This is a genomic window from Pseudomonas sp. No.21 (assembly GCF_054558415.1).
Genome location: NZ_BAAJNO010000001.1, coordinates 470,239 through 492,437 on the forward strand (window position 1 = coordinate 470,239; position 22,199 = coordinate 492,437).

Here is a 22,199-nt window from a genome sequence, read left to right on the forward strand (position 1 = left end):
CCTTCGTACTGCCGGAGGGGCGCCATCTCGCATGGCCCCCTGCGGTGGATGTACCTCTTGATCAAGGAACCATGCGATGCCATTGCATCCAGAGCTGAACGCCTTCCTCGACCTGGCGGAAGAAAGCCAGGCCAGTGGCCCCGGGCCTTTCCATGCATCGTCCCCGCAACAGGCCAGGGAGGCCTTCGAACGCACCACCTTGCAGTTGCGCTGGGCCGCGCCGCAGGGCGTGCGTTCGACGGATTTCGAGTGCCGCAGCCGGGATGGCGCCTCGCTGCCCCTGCGCCTGTACCGGCCGTCCACTGCCAGCGGGACGCTGCCCGTCCTGGTGTATTTCCACGGCGGCGGCTACGTGGTCGGCAGCCTCGACTCCCATGACGGCGTGTGCCGCGAGTTCTGCGAGCGGACGCCGTGCGCGGTGCTCTCGGTCGGCTACCGCGTGGCCCCCGAGCACAGGTTCCCGACCCCGTTGAACGACGGTGCCGATGCGCTGACCTGGCTGGCCGCCCATGCCGGGGAGCAATCCCTGGATCTCACCCGCGTGGTCTTCGGCGGCGACAGCGTCGGCGCCACCCTGGCCACGGTGCTGGCCCGGGAGGCGGCGCGCTCGGCGGCGGCGGTCATCAGGCCCTGCCTGCAGCTCCTGTGCTACCCGGTGACCGATGCCTCGGCCAGCAGCTCGTCGATGCAGCTGTTCGGTGAGGGCTACCTGCTGGAAAGCGAGACCCTGGAGTGGTTCTACCGGCATTACGCGCGGGAGGCGGCCGACCGGCTCGATTGGCGCTTCTCGCCGTTGCTGGCGACCGACCATGCCGGCGTGGCGCCGGCGGTGATCGCCCTGGCAGGGTTCGACCCGCTGCTGGACGAGGGGCGGGCTTATGCGCGGCGCCTGCAGGAGCAGGGGGTTGCGGTGCAGGTGCTGGAGTTCGAGGGGCTGATCCACGACTTCCTGCGCCTGCGCAGCGTGGTGCCGGATATCGACGACGTCTACGCGCAGCTGGTGTCCGCCTTGCGCCAGGCGCTGGCGCGTTGAGCCGGCGATAGCACCGGCGGCCCAGGCCGCGCGATACCGGAAACCGGGCCAAGGCCCGGTTTTTTCATGGGAGGAGGAGGAGGGGATGTCCGCCCCCGAATGCTTGCCTCGACCCTGCACGGCAGCCATAAAAAGGCTCTGTCTGCGTTAAGTGTTGCTAGAGGATTTTAGCTCAGCTGATTGCCGAGTTTTGTTGGTGCTTCTGGTTTCGCCCACCCGGGCGAGTCCCTTTTAACAATCGCCTTAAAAGGAACCAAAAGGGCTTGCCCCATCATCCGGCCCGACTGCGTCGGGTTCCCTCACTCCATCGTTGCTCTGGGGGCCGGCGCGATGGGCCATCCATGGCCTGGCGCGCCTCTCGCGGCATCCATGCCGCTCGTCCCCCGGCGCAACGACTGCGTTCGGCCTGCTGGAGGGGCGTTGGCGGCTGCCCCACCTTTCTTCGTCCAGCGCATCGCCACGTGGTGCGCACAGGCTTTCGTAGGATGGGTCGGGCGGCGTTCCGCGAGCGAAGCGAAACCCATGCGGTGGAGGTGGCCCGAACTCTTGGGCGCCCGGAAATGGCCGTGCTTGAGCGTTTGCATTAAAACCACAACAGCTAACGCAGACAGAGCCATAAAAAAACCGGGCCTGAGCCCGGTTTCTTCATGCCGCTGGCGTTCACCAGTCGTAGGACACCTCGACCGAAGCGACACGCTCCTGGCCGTAGTAGCAGCCGAACGAGTAGTTGCAGTCCGACACGTATTCGCGGTCGAAGAGGTTCTGCACGTTCAGGCTGGCCTGGAGGCCTCGCATGTCGCTGGAGAGCTTGCCCAGGTCATAGCGGAGCGTGGTGTCGTAGACGACGTAGGACGGGGTGTGGAAGCTGTTGGCGGCGTCGCCCGGCTTGCGCCCGGTGTAGCGCGCGCCCACGCCCCAGGTGAGGCCGGCGAGGGGCGCCTGGACGAAGTGGTAGTCGACCCAGGCGGTCGCGGAGACGGGGGCCTGCGCCTCGCTGCGGTTGTCTTCGTTGCCGTAGGTTTCCTTGGTGTAGAAGGAGTCGATGTAGGTCGCGGCCGCGAGCACGTCGATGTTCTCGATGCTGGACTTGGCCTCCAGCTCGATGCCCCGGGAACGCACCTCACCCTGTTGCGACTGGTACTGGGGGTATTCGACGTCCCCGGTCAGCACGTTCTTCTGCTCGATCTGGAAAACCGCGGCGGTGATCAGGGCCTTCTCATAGGGCTGGTACTTCACGCCCACTTCGTACTGTTTGCCTTCGGTCGGCTCGAATGCCTTGCCACCGCGCTCGGGGGCGGCGGTGCCGACGGTCGGCAGGAAGGACTCGGAGTAGCTGATGTAGGGCGCCAGGCCGAAGTCGGTGACGTAGGTCAGGCCCACGCGGCCGGTGAACTTGTGGTCACGCTGTTCGGTGATGGTGTCGGCCAGCAGGTCCTTGTTCTCCACCTCGGCCCAGTCCTTGCGGCCGCCGATGGTGAGGATCCAGCTGTCGAGCTTGATCTGGTCCTGGGCGTAGAGGCCGATCTGGCGGATGGTGTTGTCCCACTTGGTGTCCAGCACCGGTGTCACGCTGCTGGTGTCGTAGTTGTTCTTGCCGTACAGGTCCACCGGCAGCACGTTGTAGGCGTTGTAGCCGTCGTACTTGCGGTTGAAGTGGCGGTAGTCGATCCCCGCCAGGGTGGTGTGCTCCAGGGCGCCGGTGTTGAACCTGAATTCCAGGTTGTTATCCAGCGTGTAGGCGATGTTGTGCTGTTGCCAGTCCAGCTTCACGCGGTTGGCGCGGGTGTAGTCGGTGTTGCCGTTGGTGTCGGTCGCGAAGCTGCGCAGGTAGAAGCCCTTGTAGCGGTCGCGCACGTCGATGTAGCGGGCGGTGGAGCGGAACTTCAGGTCATCGCTGAGGTTCTGGGTGAAGTCGTAGCCCAGGATGTACTGGTCACGCTTGTAGTCGTTGTACTTGGAGTCGCCGGAGAAGAAGTCGCGGTCGATCTTCTGCCCGGTGGGGCCACGGACCAGGCTGCCGACCATCGGCAGGGCCTGGTAGTCGAACAGGCCGTCGTCACGCTGGATCTGCGCCAGCAGGGTCAGGGAGGTGTCTTCCGACGGGGCCCAGGTCAGGCTGGGGGCGAGCAGCAGCCGTTCGTTGTTGGTGTGCGCGACCTGCTCGTTGCCTTTCTTGGCCAGGCCCACCAGGCGATAGGAGAACTGCTTCTCCTCGTCGATGGGGCCGCTGGTGTCGAAGGCGCCGTTCACCCGGTGGTAGCTGCCCAGGCCGAACTTCACCTGGCTGCGCTGCTCGGTGGTCGGGCGCTTGGACACCATGTTCACCACGCCACCCGGCTGGTTCTGCCCGTAGAGGACCGAGGACGGCCCCTTGAGCACTTCGACGCGCTCCAGGGTGTAGGGGTCGATCTGCGGTGCGCCACCCAGGCTGCCCGCGTAGGGCAGGTAGGCGCCGTCCAGGTACAGCGGGGTCGGGGCGAAGCCGCGGCTGGTGATCTCGTCGGCGATGGCGTTGCGATCGGTGAAGCCGTTGACGCCGAGGCCGGGCGTGTAGCGCAGGGCCTGGGTCAGGTTGCGGGCGCCCTGGGTCTCGATCTGGTCGGCGGTGATGACGTTGACGGCCTGGGGGATCTCCAGGATCGGGGTGTCGGTCTTGGTGCCGGTGGCGCTGCGGGTGGCCACGTAGCCGTCGACGGGGCCATAGGCCGATTCGACCGACTGGCCGGAAATGCTGATGGTGCTCAGCTCGAGGGAGTCGGAGGCGGAGCGCTTCTGCAGGATGGCGGTGTTGTTCTGCAGGCTGAAGGACAGGTTGGTGCCCGCCAGCATCTGCGCCAGGGCCTTGTCGGTGGAGAACCGGCCGACGACCGCCTGGCTGCGCAGGCCCTGGACGTCATCGGCGCTGTACAGCACCTGGAGGTCGGCCTGCTTGCCCAGGGTCAGCAGCGCGCTGGCCAGTGACTGGGCGGGAATGTTGAATTCGATCTCCTGGGCTTGTACCTGGGCGGCAACCGCCATGGAGAAGGCGAAGCCTAGCGCGGTGGCGTTGAAACCCGGCTGAAGCATACGGCGCATGAGCAATGCCTTGGTGAGGTTCGTAAGTCCCGGTAGCGCTGGCATGGTGGTCCTCTTGGTCGTCGAAGTGGTGGCGTTGTTTTTGATTTTTGATAAGACGGATGGCACTGGAAAAACCGGAAATAAGAATCGTGATCAATCACGCCGTCTGTAATTCGGTCACGACTTTCCCCGCTTCCATGCGCACCAGCTGGTCGGCGATGTCGAAATAGCGGTCGTCGTGGGAGATCACGATGATGGTCTTGCCCAGGCGTTTGAGGTCCGGCAGCAGCTCGGTGTAGAAGATGCGGCGGAAGGTGGGGTCCTGGTCGGCGGCCCATTCGTCGAACACCAGCACGGGCCGTTCCTCCAGCCAGGCGTTGACCAGCGCCAGGCGCTTGCGTTGCCCGGTGGACAGGTCGGTGGTGGTGAAGGAACCGTCCCGTACGCTCACCTTGTGGGCGATCTCCAGGCGCTCCAGGTAGGTGTTGGCGTCCTCGGGCAGGTGCTGGTCGCCCTGGACGACATCGTCGAACAGGTAGTAGTCGGCGAAGATGGTGGTGAACAGCTGGCGGTAGTCGTCCCGCGTGCGCGCGTTCACCGCCTGGTCGTTCAGGCGTATCTCGCCGTGTTGCGGGGCATAGAGGCCCAGCAGCAGCTTGATCAGGGTGGTCTTGCCGCAGCCGTTCTCGCCGACGATGAAGACGATGTCGCCCTGGTCGATCTTCAGGTTCACCGGGCCGAGGCGGAACGGGGCGCTGCCCTCGACGGCGGGGAAGGCGTAGGACACCTCGCGCAGTTCGAGGCTGCTGATGGACTTGTCCGGGCTGCCCTGGGCATTGAGGAGCAGGTGGGGCTCGGGCGAGGAGAACTGCTCCGACAGCTCGGCGATGCGGCGGAACGCGATCTGCGCCCGGCCGATGATCGGCAGCGTGCCGATCAGGTGTTCCAGCGGCCCCTTCATGTACAGCAGCACCAGGACGAAGCCGCTCATGACCGTCTTGTCGGCGCTCGGCCACATGGACTGCATGGCCAGGGCCAGGCCGATGACCACGAAGAACAGCATCGAGCCGAAGGACTTGGCGATCACGAAGGTGTTGATGGAGCGGATCTGCGTGTCGCAGATCTTCTCGGCCGTCTGCTCGATCCCGGACACATACATGCGGTTGCGGCGCGGGCGGTGGATCCTCAGTTCCTTGGCGCCTTCGGCGATGGCGCTGTAGTTCTTCTGCAGGTCGTCCTCCCAGTCACGGGCCTGCATGAACCCCTTGATGCCGTGGCCCTGGGCCAGGTACTGGACGGCGGTGCCGACGATGATGGCCACCACCAGCATCAGGAACATCGGCCAGGACAGCAGGGCCAGGTAGCCCATGCAGCCCAGGGTGACGGTGAACGAGATGGCCAGCGGGGCGAAGGCGAAGGCGAAGTCGCTGATGGTGTCGACGTCATGGGTCAGCACGGGGATCAGGCGATGGGTGCGGAAGCGCTCGATCTGCTCGATCGGCGCCGAGAGCACCTTCTCGCCCAGTTCCTTGCGCAGCTTGGCGATGATGTGCTGCCCGACGTAGTTGGTGCCGATGTCCGAGTAGATGGCGCTGCCCAGTGCCAGCAGGCACAGCCCTGCGAAGGCGGCCACGACGCCACCGCTCAGGCTGGTTTCGGAGTGCAGGGCGCCGTTGATGGTCGCCAGCAGCACCGTGACGCTGAGGCCGCCCACCATGCCCAGCACGATGGAGCTGATGACGATCAGTCGGAAAGGTTTGAGCAGCGTGAACAACTCTCTGATCACTCCGCGCGCGGGCCTGTTCATGGGGGGTACCTGCTTGAAGAGTTGGCGGGTGGCCGCTGCCACCCGCTGGGGCGCAACCCGTGGCTGCGCACCTCTTGAACGTCTGGCGAGGGGGCAAATTTAGCGGGGGGGGCTAAAGCTCCCTGGCGACCCGGAAGCCGATCCAGTCGCCGCGCTCGGTGGTGACCAGTGCGTTGCGGTTGCCGGAGCGGGAGAAGATCGGCGCCTCGCCCCAGTCGTTGCCGCGGATCTGCACGACCTCGCACGTCTCCTCCATCCACGGGCTGCCGTCGGTGGGGGCGCCGACGTAGCTGTCGTGCAGGCAGTCCGCCACCCATTCGTAGACGTTGCCGTGCATGTCGTAGACGCCGAAGGCGTTGGCCGGGAAGCTGCCCGCCGGGGAGGTGAAGTTGTAGCCGTCGGCGGCGCCGTAGGTGTTGGCGTGCTGGGCGATGCTGTACTCCTTGCCTTCGTCGAAGGGGAAGGGGAACGGGCCTTCGCTGCCGGCGCGGGCGGCGTACTCGCGTTCGGCTTCGCTGAGCATGCGGTAGTGCTTGCCGGTCTTCTTCGACAGCCAGGCGACATAGGCCTTCACCTCGTCGTAGCTGATGCACACGGCGGGCTGATCGGGGCCTTGCGGGTAGCTGGGCTTGCCGTTGCTGCACAGGCGCCCGGGGCGGTCGTCGCCGTCGGGGAGGGTGACCCTGGCCTCGCGCTGCCAGGCCTGCAGCTCCCTGGCCAGCACCTGGAACCTGCTGATGGCGAAGGGCCTGGCGAAGGTCACGGTGTGCAGCGGGCCTTCATCGGGCTGGCGGCCGACTTCGTCGTCGGGGGTGCCCATGGTGAAGCTGCCGGCGGGCAGCACGACCATCTCGGGGCAGTCCTTGCAGTCCTTGAACAGGGCGCCGGGCTTGTTCGCCTCGGCGGCGAAGGCCGGAGCGGCGGCGAACAGGGTGGCCACCAGGGCCAGGGGCTTGAGTGCATGCATGGCGGTTCTCTCGAAGGGCGAAAGGGTCAGGCGAGCTGCGGGGCGAGGATGGCCAGCACCCGGTCGATCTCGGCTTCGTCGTTGAGCAGGCCGGGGGCCAGGCGCACCACGGGGCCGACGTCGCGGTCCACGGCGTCGCTGATCACCTTGTGCTGCAGCAGGTAGCGGGCCACGGCGTCGCAATCGCGGCCTTCGACGCGGAAGAAGGTGAAGCCCGAGGACAGCGCGGGGCTGCGCGGCGTGACCAGCTGCACCCTGGCGTGCTCGGCGAGGCGGTCCTTGAGGTAGCTGTTGAGCTGGTGGATGCGGGCCTGGACATCGGCCTTGCCCAGCTCCAGGTGCAGCTCGAAGGCCTTGCCCACCGCCAGGCGATGGTCGAAGGCGTGGTAGCCGCCGGGGGTCATCAGGGTGCCGAAGGTCTCGCCCTTGGTGAAGGTGGGGACGCTGGGCACCAGATGGGGCTGCGGCGTCTCCTCGCGGGCGATGATGACGCCGGTGCCGCGCGGGCCGAACAGCCACTTGTGGGTGCCGGCGATGAAGTAGTCGCAGTTGAAGTCGGCGAAGTTCAGGTCCTCGACGCCGAAGCCGTGGACGCCGTCGACCACGTAGAGGATGCGGTCGGCTTCGTCTCGGCCCTGGTTGGCTTCCTTCACCAGCTGGCCGACCTCGCGCGCCGGCAGCTTCACGCCGCTGCCGGACTGCACCCAGGTCATGCCGAGCACGCGGGTCTCGGGGCGGATGGCCTGGCGGAGGTTGCCGAGCATCTCGTCCACCGAGGCGCTGTGCGGCGCCTTGAACAGCGGCACGCGGCGCACCCGGGTGCCCATCATCTGCTCGCGGTACTCCAGGCGGGTCAGGGTGGAGTAGTGCTCGTGGGCGCTGACCAGGATCTCCTTGCCCGGCGCCACCTGCAGGCCGCCGTAGATCATCGACAGGCCGTCGGTGGTGCTGCCGGTGAGGGCGACCTGGCCGGGGCGCACGCCGAAGTAGCGGCCGGCCCAGGCGCGCACGTCGTTCTCGTAGCCCCAGAGTTCCTCGCGGTCCCAGTCCAGCACCTCGCCGGGGTTGGCATCCAGCCGGGCGCGGAAGTGGGCGATGGCCTCGCGCACCACGCGGGGGTGGGAGGCGAGGAGGAAGGAGCAGAAGTGCAGGTAGGCCGGGTCCAGGTCGAACTGCTGGCGCAGCGCCTGCCATTTGTCCTTGGCCGGGCTGGCCGGCGGCGTGGCGGCCTGGGCGTCGCTGGCGAGGGCGGACCCCAGGGGCAGGGCGGCAGCGAGCAGGCCGGCGTGCTTGAGGAAGGTACGACGGTCGCTCATCAGCCACGCTCCGCTTGCGGTTGTGCGGCGCTGGCAGCGGCCGGTTTGGCGCGGCGCTGCACCTCCTCCCAGACGCGGAGGAAGTTGCCGCCCCAGAGCTTGGCGATATCGGCGTCGGAGTAGCCACGCAGGATCAGCTCGGCGGTGAGGTTGCGCGACTCGCCGACGTTCATCCAGCCCTCGACGCCGCCGCCGTCGTTGAAGTCGGAAGCGATGCCGACGTGGTCGATGCCGACCTTGCGCACGGTGTAGTCGATGGCGTCCACCAGCTCCTTGACGCTGGCGCGGGGCTCTTCCTCGAGGATGGCGTAGAGCGCGCTGGCGTACTCGCCGAAGCGCTGCTCCGGCCAGATGGCGATGATCGGGTCACCCGGCATCAGGGCATTGGCCAGGCCGTCGAGCGGCTGCAGGTCGAAGCGCGCACGCAGGGCGTTGAGCTTGTCCAGGGTCGGCTTGCTGAGGGGCTTGAGGTAGGCGGGGAAGCCCACCACCTGGATCACGCCGCCGCTTGCCTTGATGGTTTGCAGCTCGCGGTCGCTGAGGTTGCGCGGGATGTCCACCAGCGCGCGCGGCGCCGAGTGGGAGGCGACGATGGGGGCGCGGCTGAGGCGGGCGACGTCTTCCAGGGCCAGGGTGGACATCTGCGACACGTCGATGATCACGCCCAGGTCGTTGAGCCGCGCCACCGCCTGCTCGCCCAGGGGCGAGAGGCCGCCGAGGGCGTCGACGCTGTCGTTGAAGAAGGGCAGCGGGCGCGAGGAGTCGGCCCAGGCGTTGTTGCCCACGTAGCTGAAGCCGAACATGCGCATGCCGCGCGCGGCCCAGGTGTCCAGGGCGCCCAGGTCGTCGCCCAGGGGGTAGGCATTGAGCATGCTGATGAAGATGGCGAACTTGCCTTCGCCGTGCAGGCGGCGGAAGTCGGCCGGGGTGTAGGCGATGCCGACCTGGTTGGGGAAGTCGCGCACCATGCCGCTGATGATCCGGTAGCGCAGTTCCTGCTGGTGGCGCGCCTCGTCGACGAAGGCGGCGGTGGGGCGATGGGGGGCGTGGGGGCCGTTCCAGATCTCCGGCCAGCCGAAGATGGTCAGTGCCGCGCCGGAGAGGCGCCCGCGCCCGGCCTTGACCAGGTCGAACTGGCCTTCGCCGTCCTTGTCGGCCTCGTTGCCTCCGGTGCCGAAGTCCGGCGGCACGGTGATGTGGCTGTCGAAGGAAAGAATGCGGTCCTGCAGCTCCTCGGCGTGCTTCATCACCTCGCGCGGATAGCCTTCGGCGGGTCGTGGGAAGAGGAGGTACCAGGCCGCGGCAGCGACGAGGGCGAGGAGAAGCGCCAGGGCGAGGAGGTAGGGGGCCTTGCTGGAGCGGGTCGTGTTCATTGCCATCCCGTTGGTTGCCAGGGTCGATGCGGTTCCGGCGCCCGCCGCTGCGGGGTTCGCCTGTCACGGAGGAACGAGGGTGGCGGCGGGAAATTTAGCGCTGCAGGGGCGGTAAATTTGTTTCAGGGCCTCTCGTTCTAGCTGGATAGGCGTGGCTGACACGGATACGGATGTGACGATGAGGTTTTCCAGGCGGGGGTTCATGGCGGGGCTGGCGGTGGTCGGGGCGGCAGTGCCCGCGGTGTGGTACGCACGCCAGCCGGTGGACCACGACGACAAGCTGGAGAAGGACCAGGTGGAGACGCCTGGCGAGGCCAGTGTCGAGGCAGCCGCCGGCGAGGGCGTGAGCCTCACCGGCAAGCTGCGCGGCATCTGGGACCTGCGCTTCAGCGGCATGGACATCGGCCTGGACGATCTGCCCGTACAGGGCGTGCAGATGCTCCTCGATATCGGCCCCACCGGCCGTTCCCTGCGCGGTTTCATCGACCTGGGCGAGCGCCTGCGGAGTCGCGAAGAGCCCCGTTACCGGGTGCTGGGCGAGCTGGTGGCGGCGGATGCCGGGAAGCTGCGCTGGCGCCTGGTGCCGCAGGGCGAGTCGGCCCCCAGCCATGAGCTGGAGGCGATTCTCGACGAGGTCTGGAGCAGCTGGGGCGATGCCGGGGCGGGGACGCTGACCGGGCGCATCCGCCGTATAGACCGGCCGCTGGACATGCCCGAGCCGGACAGCCAGTTCGTCGCCACCAAGCGTGCCTTCCCCGAGGCGCACCAGGTCACCCCGCTGGCTCCGGCGCTGATGCGCTGGCTGGTATCCGCCGAACACCGGCTGTTCCACCAGCTCTGGCACGCCACGCGGGACAAGTGGCACCGCTTCGACGACGCCCGCCGCGATGCCCTGCGCGGCGCCGGCTGGCAGCCCGGCCCGCGTGACGCCGAGCGCGGTGCACGCGGGCGGCGCAAACACCTCAATGGCTCGGGGGAGGACTTCTTCTTCATGCACCGGCACATGCTCGGCCAGGCCCGTGCCCTGCAGCCCGACCTGCCGAACTGGACGCGCCTGCCGCTGCCCTCGCCCTATGTCGAGCACGATCGCCTGGGGTTCATCCGCTACCAGGAGAACCACGACGGCAACTCGGTACCGCCGGCCTGGCTGGCGGCCGATGACGAGGAGCTGAGCGAGTGGCTGCGCGGCATCAAGGCGGCCGAGACCTTCTTCAGCAACTTCCAGGTCTGGGAATCCCAGTACCAGGACCCGGACTACCTGAGCCGGCTGACCCTGGCGCAGTTCGGCTCCGAGGTGGAGCTGAACATCCACGACTGGCTGCACATGCGCTGGGCCACGGTCACCCGCGACCCGTCCAACGGCATGCCGGTGGTGGGCGACCGCGACCAGGCGGACTACGCCGCGCGCTGGTTCCGTGCGGAGAACGACTACCTGGGCGACCCCTTTTCCTCCCATGTGAACCCGGTGTTCTGGCGCTTCCACGGCTGGATCGACGACCGCATCGAGGACTGGTACCGCGCCCACGAGCGCGCCCACCCGGGCGAGGTGCAGCGCCGCGAAGTCAACGGCGTGCCCTGGTTCGCGCCGGGGCGCTGGGTGGAGGTGGCCGACCCCTGGCTCGGGCCGAGCACCCATGGCTGCGGCGGCATCGGCGATGCCGGTGGGGGAATGGGCGAGATGGAGATCGAAGCCATGAAGCTGGCCTTGCGCATCGCCTTCAGTGACGAGGGCGATATCAGCGACCTGCTGCGCCGCACCCCGCGCCGGCCCTGGTATGCGCGCAACCTGAAGTTGCCGGGCAAGGCCTGATCCGGCCTTGGCCCGCGTGGCGGGCATCGCGAATGAATTGGCTCTGTTTGCGTTAGCTGCTGTGGTTTTAATGCAAGCGCTCAAGCACGCCATTTCCGGGCGCCCAAGAGTTCGTGCCACCGCCACCGCATGGGTTTCGCTTCGCTCTACACCATCCTACGAAAGCCTCTGCGCACCTGTGGTGATGCGCTGGACGAAGAAAGTTGGAGCAGCCGCCAACGCCCCTCCAGGAGGCCGAACGCAGTCGTTGCGCCGGGGGACGAGCGGCATGGATGCCGCGAGAGGCGCGCCAGGCCATGGATGGCCCATCGCGCCGGCCCCCAGACGACGCTTGCGGCGAACGCACTTCAGTGCGGCCCGAAGGGCGAGCGTAGCGAGTAACGGCGATGGAGTGAGGGAACCCGACGCAGTCGGGCCGGATGATGGGGCAAGTTTTTTGGTTCCTTTTCACCGGGCTGGCGTTCCAGCGATTGGAAAAGGGACTCGCCCGGGAGGGCGAAACCAGAAACATCACCAGAACTCAGCAATCAGCTGAGCTCAAATCCTCTAGCAACACCTAACGCAGACAGAGCCAATGAATTCGCTCCCACGGGCGATGCTGCGCCTGGTGCGAATCGGGTTGCCCGGGCTTCAGCCCGGGGTGCGTTCGGCCAACTGATTGGCGTCCGGCGTCCAGCCGCCACCCAGGGCCTTGTACAGGGCGACGGCGGCTTGCAGGCGGGCGAGGCGCAGTTGCACGGCGTCGTCTTCGGCCTGGTAGAGGCTGCGCTGGGTTTCCAGCACGGTGAGCAGGGTCTCGGCGCCGGCGCGGTAGCGGTTTTCCGCCAGTTCGAAGGCGCGCTGGGCCTGGGCGAGTTCCTCGGCCTGCCACTGGCGCTGGCGGTCGAGGCCGTCGATGGCCAGCAGGGCGCGCTCCACGTCGCCGAAGGCCGCGACTATGGCGGCGCGGTAGGCGGCCAGCAGCTCCTCTTCGCGGGCCTGGCGCTGGCGATGGCTGGCGTCGAGGCGGCCGGCGTTGAAGATCGGCGCGGTGAGGCCGGTGGCGACGCTGTAGTAAGGGTTGCGCAGGATGTCGGAGAACTGCTCGGAGCCGGTGCCGAGGCTGGCGCTCAGGGTCAGGCTCGGCAGCATGGCGGCGCGGGCGACGCGTACATCGGCATCGGCGGCGGCCAGGCGTGCTTCGGCGGCGGCGATGTCGGGGCGACGGCCGAGCAGTTCGCTGGGCACCCCGGCGCCGATGCCGGGCCACTGGATGCAGGCCAGCTTCTCGCCCTTCAGGTGCAGCGCCTGCACCGGCTGGCCGAGCAGCGTGGCCAGGGCGACACGGGCTTCGCCGCCCTGCTGGCGCAGGCGTTCCAGGGCGCGTTCGCGGCCGGCCACCAGGCTGCGCTGCTGGGCCAACTCCAGGCGCGTGGCGGCGCCGGCGGCCTGGCGTGCTGCCACCAGTTCCAGTACCTGGCGGGCGTTGCCGAGGTTGCCTTCGGCGATGCGTACCTGTTCGCCCAGGGCCAGCACCTGCAGGTAGCTGCTGGCGACGCCGGCGAGCAGGGTCAGCTCCAGGGTCGCCTGGTCGAAGCGGCTGGCCTCCAGGCTGTGCAGGGCGCTGTCGCGGGCGGCGCGCCTGCCGCCCCAGAAATCCAGCTCGTAGCTGGCGCTGAGGCCGGTGGCATAGGTGTCGAAACGCGGCCTGTCGTGCTCGGCATCCAGGGCGCTGAAGCCTTCGTCACCCAGCAGTTGCTGGTAGCTGCCGCTCAGCTCGGCCTTCACGTCGGGCAGCAGCGGGGCGCCGGCGATCACGGCGGCGGCGCTGGCCTGGCGTATCCGTGCGCGGCCGGCGGCAAGATCGAAGCTGCCCTGGCGGGCCTGCTGGATCAGTTGGCTGAGTTCAGGGCTGCCGAAGGCGTGCCACCAGTCGGCGGTGATCTGCGCGGCGCCCTGGCGGTCAGGGGACTGCCAGTGGGGGGGCGGCGTGATCGCCGCCGTCGGTGTGGTATCGGCACCGGTGCAGGCGCCGAGCGCCAGGCACAGCGGCAGCAGGGTGCGGGGGGCGAATGCGGTCATGGGCTGGTCAGTGCGGTTACCGGGTCGAGCCGCGCGGCCTTGCGTGCCGGCATGAAGCCGAAGGCGACGCCGGTGGCCAGGGCGCAGGCGAAGGCGCCGAGCATGGCGGTGAGGGAGAAGGCGATGGCGACATCCGCCAGCAGCAGGGCGCCGCCCAGCAGCAGGGCGATGGCGATGCCGGCGATGCCGCCGGTGACCGAGAGCAGCGTGGCTTCGGTGAGGAACTGGCGGAGGATGTCGCGCTGGCGGGCGCCGGTGGCCATGCGGATGCCGATTTCGCGGGTCCGCTCGCGCACCGTCATGAGCATGATGTTCATGACGCCGATGCCGCCCACCAGCAGGGAGATGGCAGCGATGGCGCCGAGCATCAGCGACAGGCTGTTGCGCGTGCTGGCCTCGGCCTGGATCAGTGCGGCGTTGTTGGTCAGCTCGAAATCGCGGATGCCGCGGTGCAGGCGCAGCAGCAGGCGGTCGATGGCGGCCTCGGCCTGCTGCACGCGGCGGGCGTCGGCGGCGGCGACCACGACGAAATCCGGCTCGGGCTTGCCGAACAGGCGGATGCTGGCGGTGGAGTAGGGCACGACGATCTGCGAGTCGGCGTCCTCGTCGCCGGAGCTGGCGCCCTTGGCCGCCAGGGTGCCGATCACCTGGAAGGGCACGTTCTCGATGAGGATGTGCTGGCCGATGGGGTCGCGCCCGGCGAACAGCTTGTCGCGTACCTTCTGGCCGATCACCGCCACGGTGGCGGCGCTGTCCTCGTCGGCCTGGTCGAAGAAGGCGCCTTCGGCGACGGGCCAGTTGAGGATGCTGGGGAAGTCGACGCCGTTGCCGCGGGTGTAGGCCTGGAAGTCGAGGTTGCCGCGACGCACCAGGGTGTCGCCGCCGGTGACCGGCATGATCCGCTGCACCTGGGGCAGCCTGGACAGCGCGGCGATGTCGGCGAGGCTGACCACGCCTTCGGGTACGCGCGGGTTCGGCGAATAGCCGGAGAGGTAGATGATGTTGGAGCCGAAGGCGCCCATCTGCGCCATGACCTGGCGCTTGCTGCCTTCGCCGATGGCCAGCATGACCACCACCGAGGCGACGCCGATGACGATGCCGAGCAGGGTCAGGGCGGTGCGGAAGCGGTTCACCCACATCACCCGCCAGGCGGCGCGCAGGGCTTCGAGCAGTTCGCCCCGCCAGGCGCCGGGAGGCAGTTCGCGGCGTTCTTCGAGGCGTTCGCGCAGGTGGCTGGCGGGCAGTGCGCCGGCGTTGGCGCCGGGTGCTCGGGCGTCGGCGCTGTCACTGAGGACATGGCCGTCGCGCACTTCGATGATGCGCTGGGCGCGGGCGGCGACTTCGCGGTCGTGGGTGATGAGGATCACTGCGTGGCCCTGGGCGGACAGCTCCTCGAGCAGCTTCATCACCTCGATGCCGCTCTGGCTGTCGAGGGCGCCGGTGGGCTCGTCGGCGAGGATCACGTGGCCGCCGTTCATCAGCGCGCGGGCGATGGAGACGCGTTGCTGCTGCCCGCCGGAGAGCTGGTGCGGACGGTTGCCGGCGCGGCTCTCCAGGCCCAGGCGGCGCAGCAGTTCGGCGGCGCGTGCGCTGCGCTCGGGCGCGGGGATGCCGGCATAGATGGCCGGCATTTCGACGTTCTCGCGGGCCGAGGCGGAGGGGATCAGGTGGTAGCCCTGGAAGACGAAGCCGAAGGCCTCGCGGCGCAGCCAGGCCAGCTCGTCGACATCCAGTGCGGCGACGTCGCGGCCGGCGAAGCGGTAGGTGCCGGAGCTGGGGCGGTCGAGGCAGCCGAGGATGTTCATCAGGGTCGACTTGCCGGAGCCGGAGGCGCCGACGATGGCGACGAATTCGCCGGCCTCGATGCGCAGGGAGATGCCGCGCAGCACCTCGACTTCTGGCGCGCCGTTGCCGCCGTAGCGCTTGCGGACGTCGACCACTTCCAGCAGGGCGGGTTCGTGCAGGGCCTTCATCGGGCGTCGCCGGGTTCGCCGATCAGCAGGCGTTCGCCCTCGCTGAGCCCGGACAGCACCTGGACCTGCATGCGGTCGCGCACGCCGGTACGCACCCGGCGCTCCTCGATGGCGCCCCGGGCACCGACCACCAGCACCTTGTCGTCGTCCTGCAGTGCGGCGATGGGCACGGCCAGGGCGTTCTCGACGCGCTCGGAGACGAAGTGGACCTGGGCGGTCATCTCGGTCATCAGGGTGTTGTCCTGGTTGTCCACGTCCAGCAGCACGGTGTAGAGCACCACGCGGCCACCGCTGCCGGTGGGGCTGCCGCCGCCCTGGCTGAGCTGGTCGAGCGGGCGCGGCGGCAGCGGCAGCACCTGGCGCACGCGGGCTTCCCAGCGCCGGCCTTCGCCGCTGAGGGTGGTGAACCAGGCGGGCATGCCGGGCCGCACGCGGCCGATGTCGGCTTCCGAGACCTGGGCCCAGACGGTCATCGGCGAGAGCTTGGCGATACGCAGGATCAGCGGTGTCTGCTGCTGGGCGTTGAGGGTCTGGCCGACGCGGGCGTCGACCGCTACCACGGTGCCGGAGATGGGGGCGTAGATGCGCGTGTAGCCGAGCTCGGCCTCGTCGCTGCGCAGGGTCGCCTGGGCCTGGCGGATCTGGGCCTCGATCATGGCGATGCGCGCCTGGGTGGTGCGTACCTGGGCGTGGGCCACCTGCAGGTCTTCGTCACGGGTGGCGCCGCTGGCGGCGAGTTTCTGCTGGCGGGCGTACTGCTGGCGGGCCAGCGCGTGCTGGGCCTGCTGTTCTTCCCGCTGCGCCTTGAGGGTGTCGATGGAGGAGCGCCCGGCATCGACCCGCGCCTGCTGGGTGGAGGGGTCGATCTCCACCAGCAGCTGGCCTTCATCGACGCTGTCGCCGGGCTCCACGTGCAGCTTGCGGATCTGCCCGGAGGCCTGGGCGCCGACGTCGACGTAGCGACGTGGCTGCAGGGTGCCGAGGGCGCTGACGCTGCTTTCGATGGTGCCGACGGCGACGGTCACGGTGTCGCCTTCATGGACGGCGTCGGGCATGGCCTTCCAGGCGGCGAGCGCGAGGAGGGGGACGAGCAGCAGCGGGGCGAGGATCAGGCGGCGTGGAAGTCGTGGGGCGCTCATGGGATGTCCGGCTCTGGAGGGGCCCTGGCCGGCACAGGGCGACGGCGAAGGGGCGCTGCCAGATGAACGATCAGGGCGCGGGGAAATTTACCGGGTGGGGCGTTCCGGGCGTGGCGCCCGGCTTCACAGGCGCATCTTGCGGTTGCTGATCAGGGTGCTGCCGTCGGCCTGCTGGGCGAGGCTGACGGGCAGGACCTGGGGCAGGGCGCTGACCAGGCTGCGGATGTCGCGGGTGCTGTAGATGCCGCCGATGCGCTGGTCGGCGCTGGCCTGGTCGCCCAGTACCAGCGGGGCGTCGAGGTAGCGGTTGATCAGCGGCACGGCCTCGGCGAGGGTCAGGTCGTCGAGGATCAGCTTGCCGTCGCGCCAGGCCAGGGCCTTCTGCGTGTCCACGGCGCCGACCACCGGCTGCATGTCGCCCGGGCCGAAGCTGGCCTGCATGCCGGGGCTGAGGTTGCTGTCGTTGCCGCGCTGTTCGCTGCGCACCTTGACCGAGCCCTCGGTGACGGTGACCACGACGTTGTCCTGGTACTTCCAGACGTTGAAGCGGGTGCCGGTGACGGTGATCGAACCCTGGCCGGCCTGCACCACGAAGGGGTGGGCGCTGTCGTGGCTGACGTGGAAGTAGGCTTCGCCGCTGTCGAGGCTGACGCGGCGGCGGTCGATGAAGCTGGCGTAGCTCAGGCGCGTGGCGAGGTTCAGCTCCACGTCGCTGCCGTCGGGCAGGGTGACGCGGCGGATGCTGCTTTCAGCCTGGTAACGCTGGTAGCTGTCGGGCACCCAGCCGGCCAGCCAGCCGCTGTAGCCGGCCAGGGGCGCGGCGATCAGGGCCAGGGCCAGTGCACGTGCGTGGCGGCGGATGAAGCTGCGCGGGCGTTGGCGTACCGGCAACTGGGCGAGGGTCGGGGGTGGCGGCGGGAGCTGGCGGGGAATGTGCAGGCGGGGCGAGGGCTGGGTCGGCGGCAGGTGCTCGCTCAGGTCCCAGATCTCCAGCATCTCGGCGTATTCGAGGGCATGGCTCGGGTCGGCTTCGATCCAGGCCTGGAACTGGGCACGCTCCTCATCCGTGCAATCCTCCGCGTGCAGGCGCATGCACCAGTGGGCGGCGACCTCGACCAGTGAGTCGCTTGAGCTTTGGGAGGAGGCGTTGTTCATCAGGATTACCGGTTATGCCTGAATTCGAGTTCTGTATTCACACGGTGGAGCGGCACGCTGAAATATGAATCTTGATGAGAATTATTATAAATTTAATAATTTCAGACTGCCAGCATCACCCAAAGGGTGTGGCTTGATCCAGCTCAAGTGTATGCGCCGCATTCGTCAGGCGCCGGGGAAGCGACTTGGAAATCTACTATCGGGAGCTGTTGCGTTTTCTCAGTGCGAAGCTGGGGGATCGGCAGGCAGCTGCGGATGTGGCGCATGACGCGTATTTGCGGGTGATGGAACGCGCGAGTCAAGAGCGGATCGATTCGCCTCGCGCGTTTCTCTACCGAACGGCGCTGAACCTGGTGATCGACGAACACCGCCGCAATGCGGTGCGGCGCAACGAGCCGCTGGAGGTGCTGGACGAGGAGGAGCGTTACCACGCCCCATCGCCGCACCGCTCCCTCGCTCAAAGCCAGCGCCTGGGCATGCTGCAGCGCGCCCTCGACGAGTTGCCGGCGCTGTGCCGCGACGCCTTCCTGCTGCGCAAGCTGGAGGGGCTTTCCCACGACGAGATCGCCGAGCGCCTGGGGATTTCCCGGCCCCTGGTGGAGAAGCACATCGTCAACGCCATGAAGCACTGCCGCCTGCGCATGCGTGAGTGGGAGGCGGCCTGATCGACCGGTGAGCGCAACGCCCGCTGGCTAAATTTCATTTCCCTGTCCTCGTTCCTAGTCAACAGGCGGCCATGCAGGGCCGTCATCGAACGGCAACCGTCGCCCGGACGGGCGCACCTCCAGAGGATACTGGACATGACTCAGCCCCTGAACACCGCACTCCACGACCTGATCGGCATCGGCTTCGGCCCCTCCAACCTGGCCCTGGCCATCGCCCTGCAGGAGCGTGCCCGCAAGCAGGGTGCGCTGGATGCCCTGTTCCTCGACAAGCAGGCCGACTACCGCTGGCACGGCAACACCCTGGTGACCCAGAGCGAGCTGCAGATTTCCTTCCTCAAGGACCTGGTGTCCCTGCGCAACCCCACCAGCCCCTATTCCTTCGTCAACTACCTGCACCAGCACGGCCGCCTGGTGGACTTCATCAACCTCGGCACCTTCTACCCGTGCCGCATGGAGTTCAACGACTACCTGCGCTGGGTGGCCGGGCAGTTCCAGGAACAGAGCCGCTACGGCGAGGAAGTGCTGGCCATCGAGCCGGTGCTGGAGGGCCAGCGCGTCGAGGCGCTGCGGGTGATCTCCCGCGATGCCGGCGGCGAGACCCATGTCCGCGCCACCCGTTCTGTGGTGGTCAGCGCCGGTGGCACCGCGCGCATTCCCCAGGCCTTCCGCCATCTCAAGGACGATGCCCGGGTGTTCCACCACTCGCAGTACCTGGAGCGCATCGCCAGGCAGCCCTGCGTCGGCGGCAAGCCCATGCGCATCGCCATCATCGGCGGCGGGCAGAGCGCGGCCGAGGCCTTCATCGACCTCAACGACAGCTACCCCTCGGTGCAGGTGGACATGATCCTGCGCGGCTCGGCGCTCAAGCCGGCGGACGACAGCCCCTTCGTCAACGAAGTGTTCTCCCCCGAGTTCACCGACCTGATCTTCAACCAGACCGGTGCCGAGCGGGAGCGCTTCATCCGCGAGTACCACAACACCAACTACTCGGTGGTGGACATCGACCTGATCGAGCGCATCTACGGCATCTTCTACCGCCAGAAGGTCTCCGGCATCCAGCGCCACGCCTTCCACATCCTCAGCACCGTGGAGCGCGCCAATGCCGGCGCCGACGGCATCGAGCTGGTGCTGCGCAACAACGCCAGCGGCGAGCAGAGCGTGCAGCGCTACGACGCCGTGGTACTCGCCACCGGCTACGAGCGCCAGGCCCATCGCCACCTGCTGGAGCCCCTGGCGCAGTGGATGGGCGACTTCGAAGTGGGCCGCGACTACCGCATCCGCACCGACGAGCGCTGCCAGGCGGCCGTCTACATGCAGGGCTTCTGCCAGGCCAGCCACGGCCTCAGCGACACCCTGCTGTCGGTGCTGCCGATCCGCGCCGACGAGATCGCCGCCTCGCTCTACGCCCACATCGAGCCGGGCGCTCGTGTCGAGCGCGGCCTCCAGCAGGCCCTCGCCGCCGCCAGTTGACCGCGTCGCCCGCGCCGGCCCCGCCGGCGCGGTTCCCCATCCCTTGCGAGTACTTCCGATGCCCATGCGCAGCCTTGCCGCCGGTGTCGCAGCGTTGTTGCTGTGCCCGGCCTTTTCCGTTCTGGCCGCTGCCCCGGCCGCCACGCCGCGAGACACCCTCATCCGCTGGACCGCCCACGGCGTCCCGCATATCCAGGCGGCGGACGAGCGCGGCCTCGGCTATGGCATCGGCTATGCCTATGCCCGCGACAACGCCTGCCTGCTGGCCGAGGAGATCGTCACCGCCCGTGGCGAGCGCTCCCGCTGGTTCGGCGAGCAGGGCCAGTCCTCCGCCCACCTCGACAACCTGCCGTCCGACTTCTTCTTCGCCTGGCTCAACCAGCCGGCCTCGGTCGCCGCCTTCCGCCAGGCGCAGACCCGCGAGGTCGCCCAGCTGCTGGACGGCTACGCCGCCGGCTTCAACCACTACCTGGAGGAGGCCGATGCGCGCACCACCCATTGCCTGGGCGAGGGCTGGCTGCGCCCCATCGATGCCGACGACCTGCTGCGCCTGACCCGGCGCCTGCTGGTGGAAGGCGGCGCCGGGCAGTTCGCCGAAGCGCTGATCGGTGCCGCACCGCCCGGCGCCCGGCAGGCGCAGCTGGATTCCGGCTACACCGCGGCGCGCACCGAGGGCTTCCGCCTGGATCGCGGCAGCAACGCCGTCGCCCTGGGCGGCAAGCGCAGCGCCGATGGGCGCGGCATGCTCCTGGCCAACCCGCACTTTCCCTGGAGCGGCGCACTGCGCTTCTGGCAGCTGCACCTGACCATTCCCGGCAAGCTCGACGTGATGGGCGCCGCGCTGCCCGGCCTGCCGGTGGTCAACATCGGCTTCGGCCGTCAGCTGGCCTGGACCCACACCGTCGACACCTCCGCGCACTTCACCCTCTACCGCCTGGAGCTCGACCCCAAGGACCCGACCCGCTACCGCATCGACGGCCGTACCGAGAAGCTGAACAAGACCCGCCTGCAGGTGCAGGTGCGCGATGCCGCCGGCAAACTCTCGGTACGCAGCCATGACCTCTACGAATCGCGCTTCGGCCCGCTGCTCGTCTGGCCCGGCAAGCTGGAGTGGAGCAGCGGCGAAGCCTGGGCGCTGAAGGACGCCAACCTCGACAACACCCGCGTGCTGCAGCAGTGGTACGCGATCAACCAGGCCCGTGACGTCGACGCCCTGCGCGACGCGGTGACGACGATCCAGGGCATCCCCTGGGTCAACACCCTGGCCGCCGACGCCAGCGGCAAGGCGTTGTACATGAACCAGTCCGTGGTGCCGCACCTGCTGCCCGGGCAACTGGCCGAATGCGTGATCCCGCAGCTGGCCGCCGAAGGCCTGCCCGCCTTGCAGGGCAATACCAGCGCCTGCGAGTGGACCCGCGACGCTAGCGCCGCCCAACCGGGCATCACACCGGCGGCCCAGTTGCCGGTGCTGCAGCGCGAGGACTTCGTGCAGAACTCCAACGACAGCGCCTGGCTGAGCAACCCGGAGAGCCCGCTGGCCGGCTACTCGCCCCTGGTCAGCCGCGAAGGCCGCGAGCTGTCGCCGCGCGCGCGCTTCGCCCTGGGCCGCCTGCAGGGCGACGCGCCGCTCGGCGCCGACTTCCTCAAGGCGCTGGTCACCGACAACGAAGTGGCGCTGGCCACCGACCTGCTGCCCGGGTTGCTGGAGCTGTGCCAGGCCGAGGCGGGCAACGCCGCCCTGGCCGCGCCCTGCAAGGCCCTGGCGGCCTGGGACGGCAAGGCCAACCTCGACAGCGGCATCGGCTTCCTGCACTTCCAGCACTTCATGAAGGGCTTCGCCGAGATCGAGGACGGCTGGCGCGAGCCCTTCGACCCGCAACGCCCGACCGTGACCCCGCGCGGGCTGAACCCGGCGGCCAAGGACAAGGTCATCCAGGCGCTGGTTGCCGCCGGTGAGGAGGTGGCCAAGGCCGGTGTGCCCGAACAGGCCCGCTGGGGCGACATCCAGCGCTCGGGTGCCATCGGCATCCCCGGCGGCGACGGCCACTTCGGCGTCTACAACGCCATGCAGAGCGAACTGCAGGGTGATCACCTGGAAGTGGTCAGCGGCACCAGCTACCTGCAACTGGTGACCTTCGACGGCCAGGGGCCCCAGGCACGTGGGCTGCTGGCCTTCTCCCAGTCCAGCGAAGCCGGCTCACCGCACCACAGCGACCAGACCGGGCTCTTCGCCCGCCAGCCATGGCAGAAGCTGCCCTTCGGCAACGCCGAGATCGAGGCCGACCCGGCGCTGGAGCGCAAGGTGTTGAAGGTGAAGTGAGCGGATTCCACCGCTCCGTAGCCCGGACTTCAGCCCGGGGTCGCCGGCGGCGG

14 protein-coding genes are annotated in these 22,199 nt (G+C 68.5%); 5 read left to right on the forward strand and 9 right to left on the reverse strand.

What is annotated here, in order from left to right; genetic code table 11:
- Positions 1–76: 76 nt before the first annotated feature.
- Positions 77–1,033, forward strand: a complete 957-nt coding sequence (locus ACYJSS_RS01980; RefSeq protein ID WP_236205942.1) for an alpha/beta hydrolase — start codon at positions 77–79, stop codon at positions 1,031–1,033.
- Between the two features lie 660 nt (positions 1,034–1,693).
- Here the strand turns inward: ACYJSS_RS01980 and ACYJSS_RS01985 are convergent.
- The 5 genes from ACYJSS_RS01985 to pvdM all read right to left on the reverse strand — a co-directional run bounded on the left by ACYJSS_RS01985 (position 1,694) and on the right by pvdM (position 9,553).
- Positions 1,694–4,099 (reverse strand): TonB-dependent siderophore receptor, encoded by a 2,406-nt coding sequence (locus ACYJSS_RS01985; protein WP_236206663.1) that lies wholly within the window; start codon positions 4,097–4,099, stop codon positions 1,694–1,696.
- Positions 4,100–4,247: 148 nt separating this feature from the next.
- Positions 4,248–5,897, reverse strand: coding sequence for a cyclic peptide export ABC transporter (locus ACYJSS_RS01990; RefSeq protein ID WP_111264003.1), 1,650 nt, complete (start codon positions 5,895–5,897; stop codon positions 4,248–4,250).
- Positions 5,898–6,009: 112 nt separating this feature from the next.
- Entirely contained in the window at positions 6,010–6,864 is an 855-nt protein-coding gene (pvdO, locus tag ACYJSS_RS01995) for a dihydropyoverdine dehydrogenase (RefSeq protein WP_236206659.1), read from the reverse strand.
- A 26-nt stretch (positions 6,865–6,890) separates the two neighbouring features.
- Positions 6,891–8,180, reverse strand: coding sequence for a pyoverdine-tailoring periplasmic protein PvdN (pvdN, locus tag ACYJSS_RS02000; RefSeq protein WP_236206660.1), 1,290 nt, complete (start codon positions 8,178–8,180; stop codon positions 6,891–6,893).
- Entirely contained in the window at positions 8,180–9,553 is a 1,374-nt protein-coding gene (gene pvdM, locus ACYJSS_RS02005; protein WP_236206661.1) for a pyoverdine-tailoring dipeptidase-like protein PvdM, read from the reverse strand. Before pvdM ends, pvdN begins: the two co-directional genes overlap by 1 nt.
- 178 nt (positions 9,554–9,731) lie before the next feature.
- Here pvdM and pvdP point away from each other — a divergent pair, with 178 nt between their 5' ends.
- Positions 9,732–11,363 (forward strand): pyoverdine maturation tyrosinase PvdP, encoded by a 1,632-nt coding sequence (pvdP, locus tag ACYJSS_RS02010; protein WP_236206662.1) that lies wholly within the window; start codon positions 9,732–9,734, stop codon positions 11,361–11,363.
- 630 nt (positions 11,364–11,993) lie between these two features.
- On the opposite strand, the gene ACYJSS_RS02015 is transcribed toward pvdP, so the two are convergent.
- The 4 genes from ACYJSS_RS02015 to ACYJSS_RS02030 form a co-directional block, all read right to left on the reverse strand.
- A complete protein-coding gene (locus ACYJSS_RS02015) occupies positions 11,994–13,424 on the reverse strand; it encodes an efflux transporter outer membrane subunit (protein ID WP_236206080.1) in 1,431 nt (476 codons plus the stop codon).
- Complete coding sequence (locus ACYJSS_RS02020; RefSeq protein ID WP_236206079.1) at positions 13,421–15,397, reverse strand: MacB family efflux pump subunit; 1,977 nt, start codon at positions 15,395–15,397, stop codon at positions 13,421–13,423. Before ACYJSS_RS02020 ends, ACYJSS_RS02015 begins: the two co-directional genes overlap by 4 nt.
- Positions 15,394–16,536: an efflux RND transporter periplasmic adaptor subunit gene (locus ACYJSS_RS02025; RefSeq protein WP_111264010.1), complete on the reverse strand. Its 1,143-nt coding sequence runs from the start codon at positions 16,534–16,536 to the stop codon at positions 15,394–15,396. The genes ACYJSS_RS02020 and ACYJSS_RS02025 overlap by 4 nt, the downstream gene beginning before the upstream one ends.
- A 123-nt stretch (positions 16,537–16,659) precedes the next feature.
- Positions 16,660–17,691, reverse strand: a complete 1,032-nt coding sequence (locus ACYJSS_RS02030; RefSeq protein WP_236206078.1) for a FecR family protein — start codon at positions 17,689–17,691, stop codon at positions 16,660–16,662.
- 185 nt (positions 17,692–17,876) lie between these two features.
- Between ACYJSS_RS02030 and ACYJSS_RS02035 the strand changes: the two genes are divergently transcribed.
- From ACYJSS_RS02035 to pvdQ, 3 genes are all read left to right on the forward strand, one after another.
- The gene (locus ACYJSS_RS02035; protein ID WP_111264741.1) at positions 17,877–18,356 is read left to right on the forward strand and encodes a sigma-70 family RNA polymerase sigma factor; all 480 of its coding nucleotides are present in this window, start codon (positions 17,877–17,879) and stop codon (positions 18,354–18,356) included.
- 135 nt (positions 18,357–18,491) lie between these two features.
- A complete protein-coding gene (locus ACYJSS_RS02040; RefSeq protein ID WP_111264740.1) occupies positions 18,492–19,826 on the forward strand; it encodes a lysine N(6)-hydroxylase/L-ornithine N(5)-oxygenase family protein in 1,335 nt (444 codons plus the stop codon).
- A 58-nt stretch (positions 19,827–19,884) separates the two neighbouring features.
- Complete coding sequence (gene pvdQ / locus ACYJSS_RS02045; protein ID WP_236206077.1) at positions 19,885–22,146, forward strand: bifunctional acylase PvdQ; 2,262 nt, start codon at positions 19,885–19,887, stop codon at positions 22,144–22,146.
- The last annotated feature ends 53 nt before the right edge of the window (positions 22,147–22,199 follow it).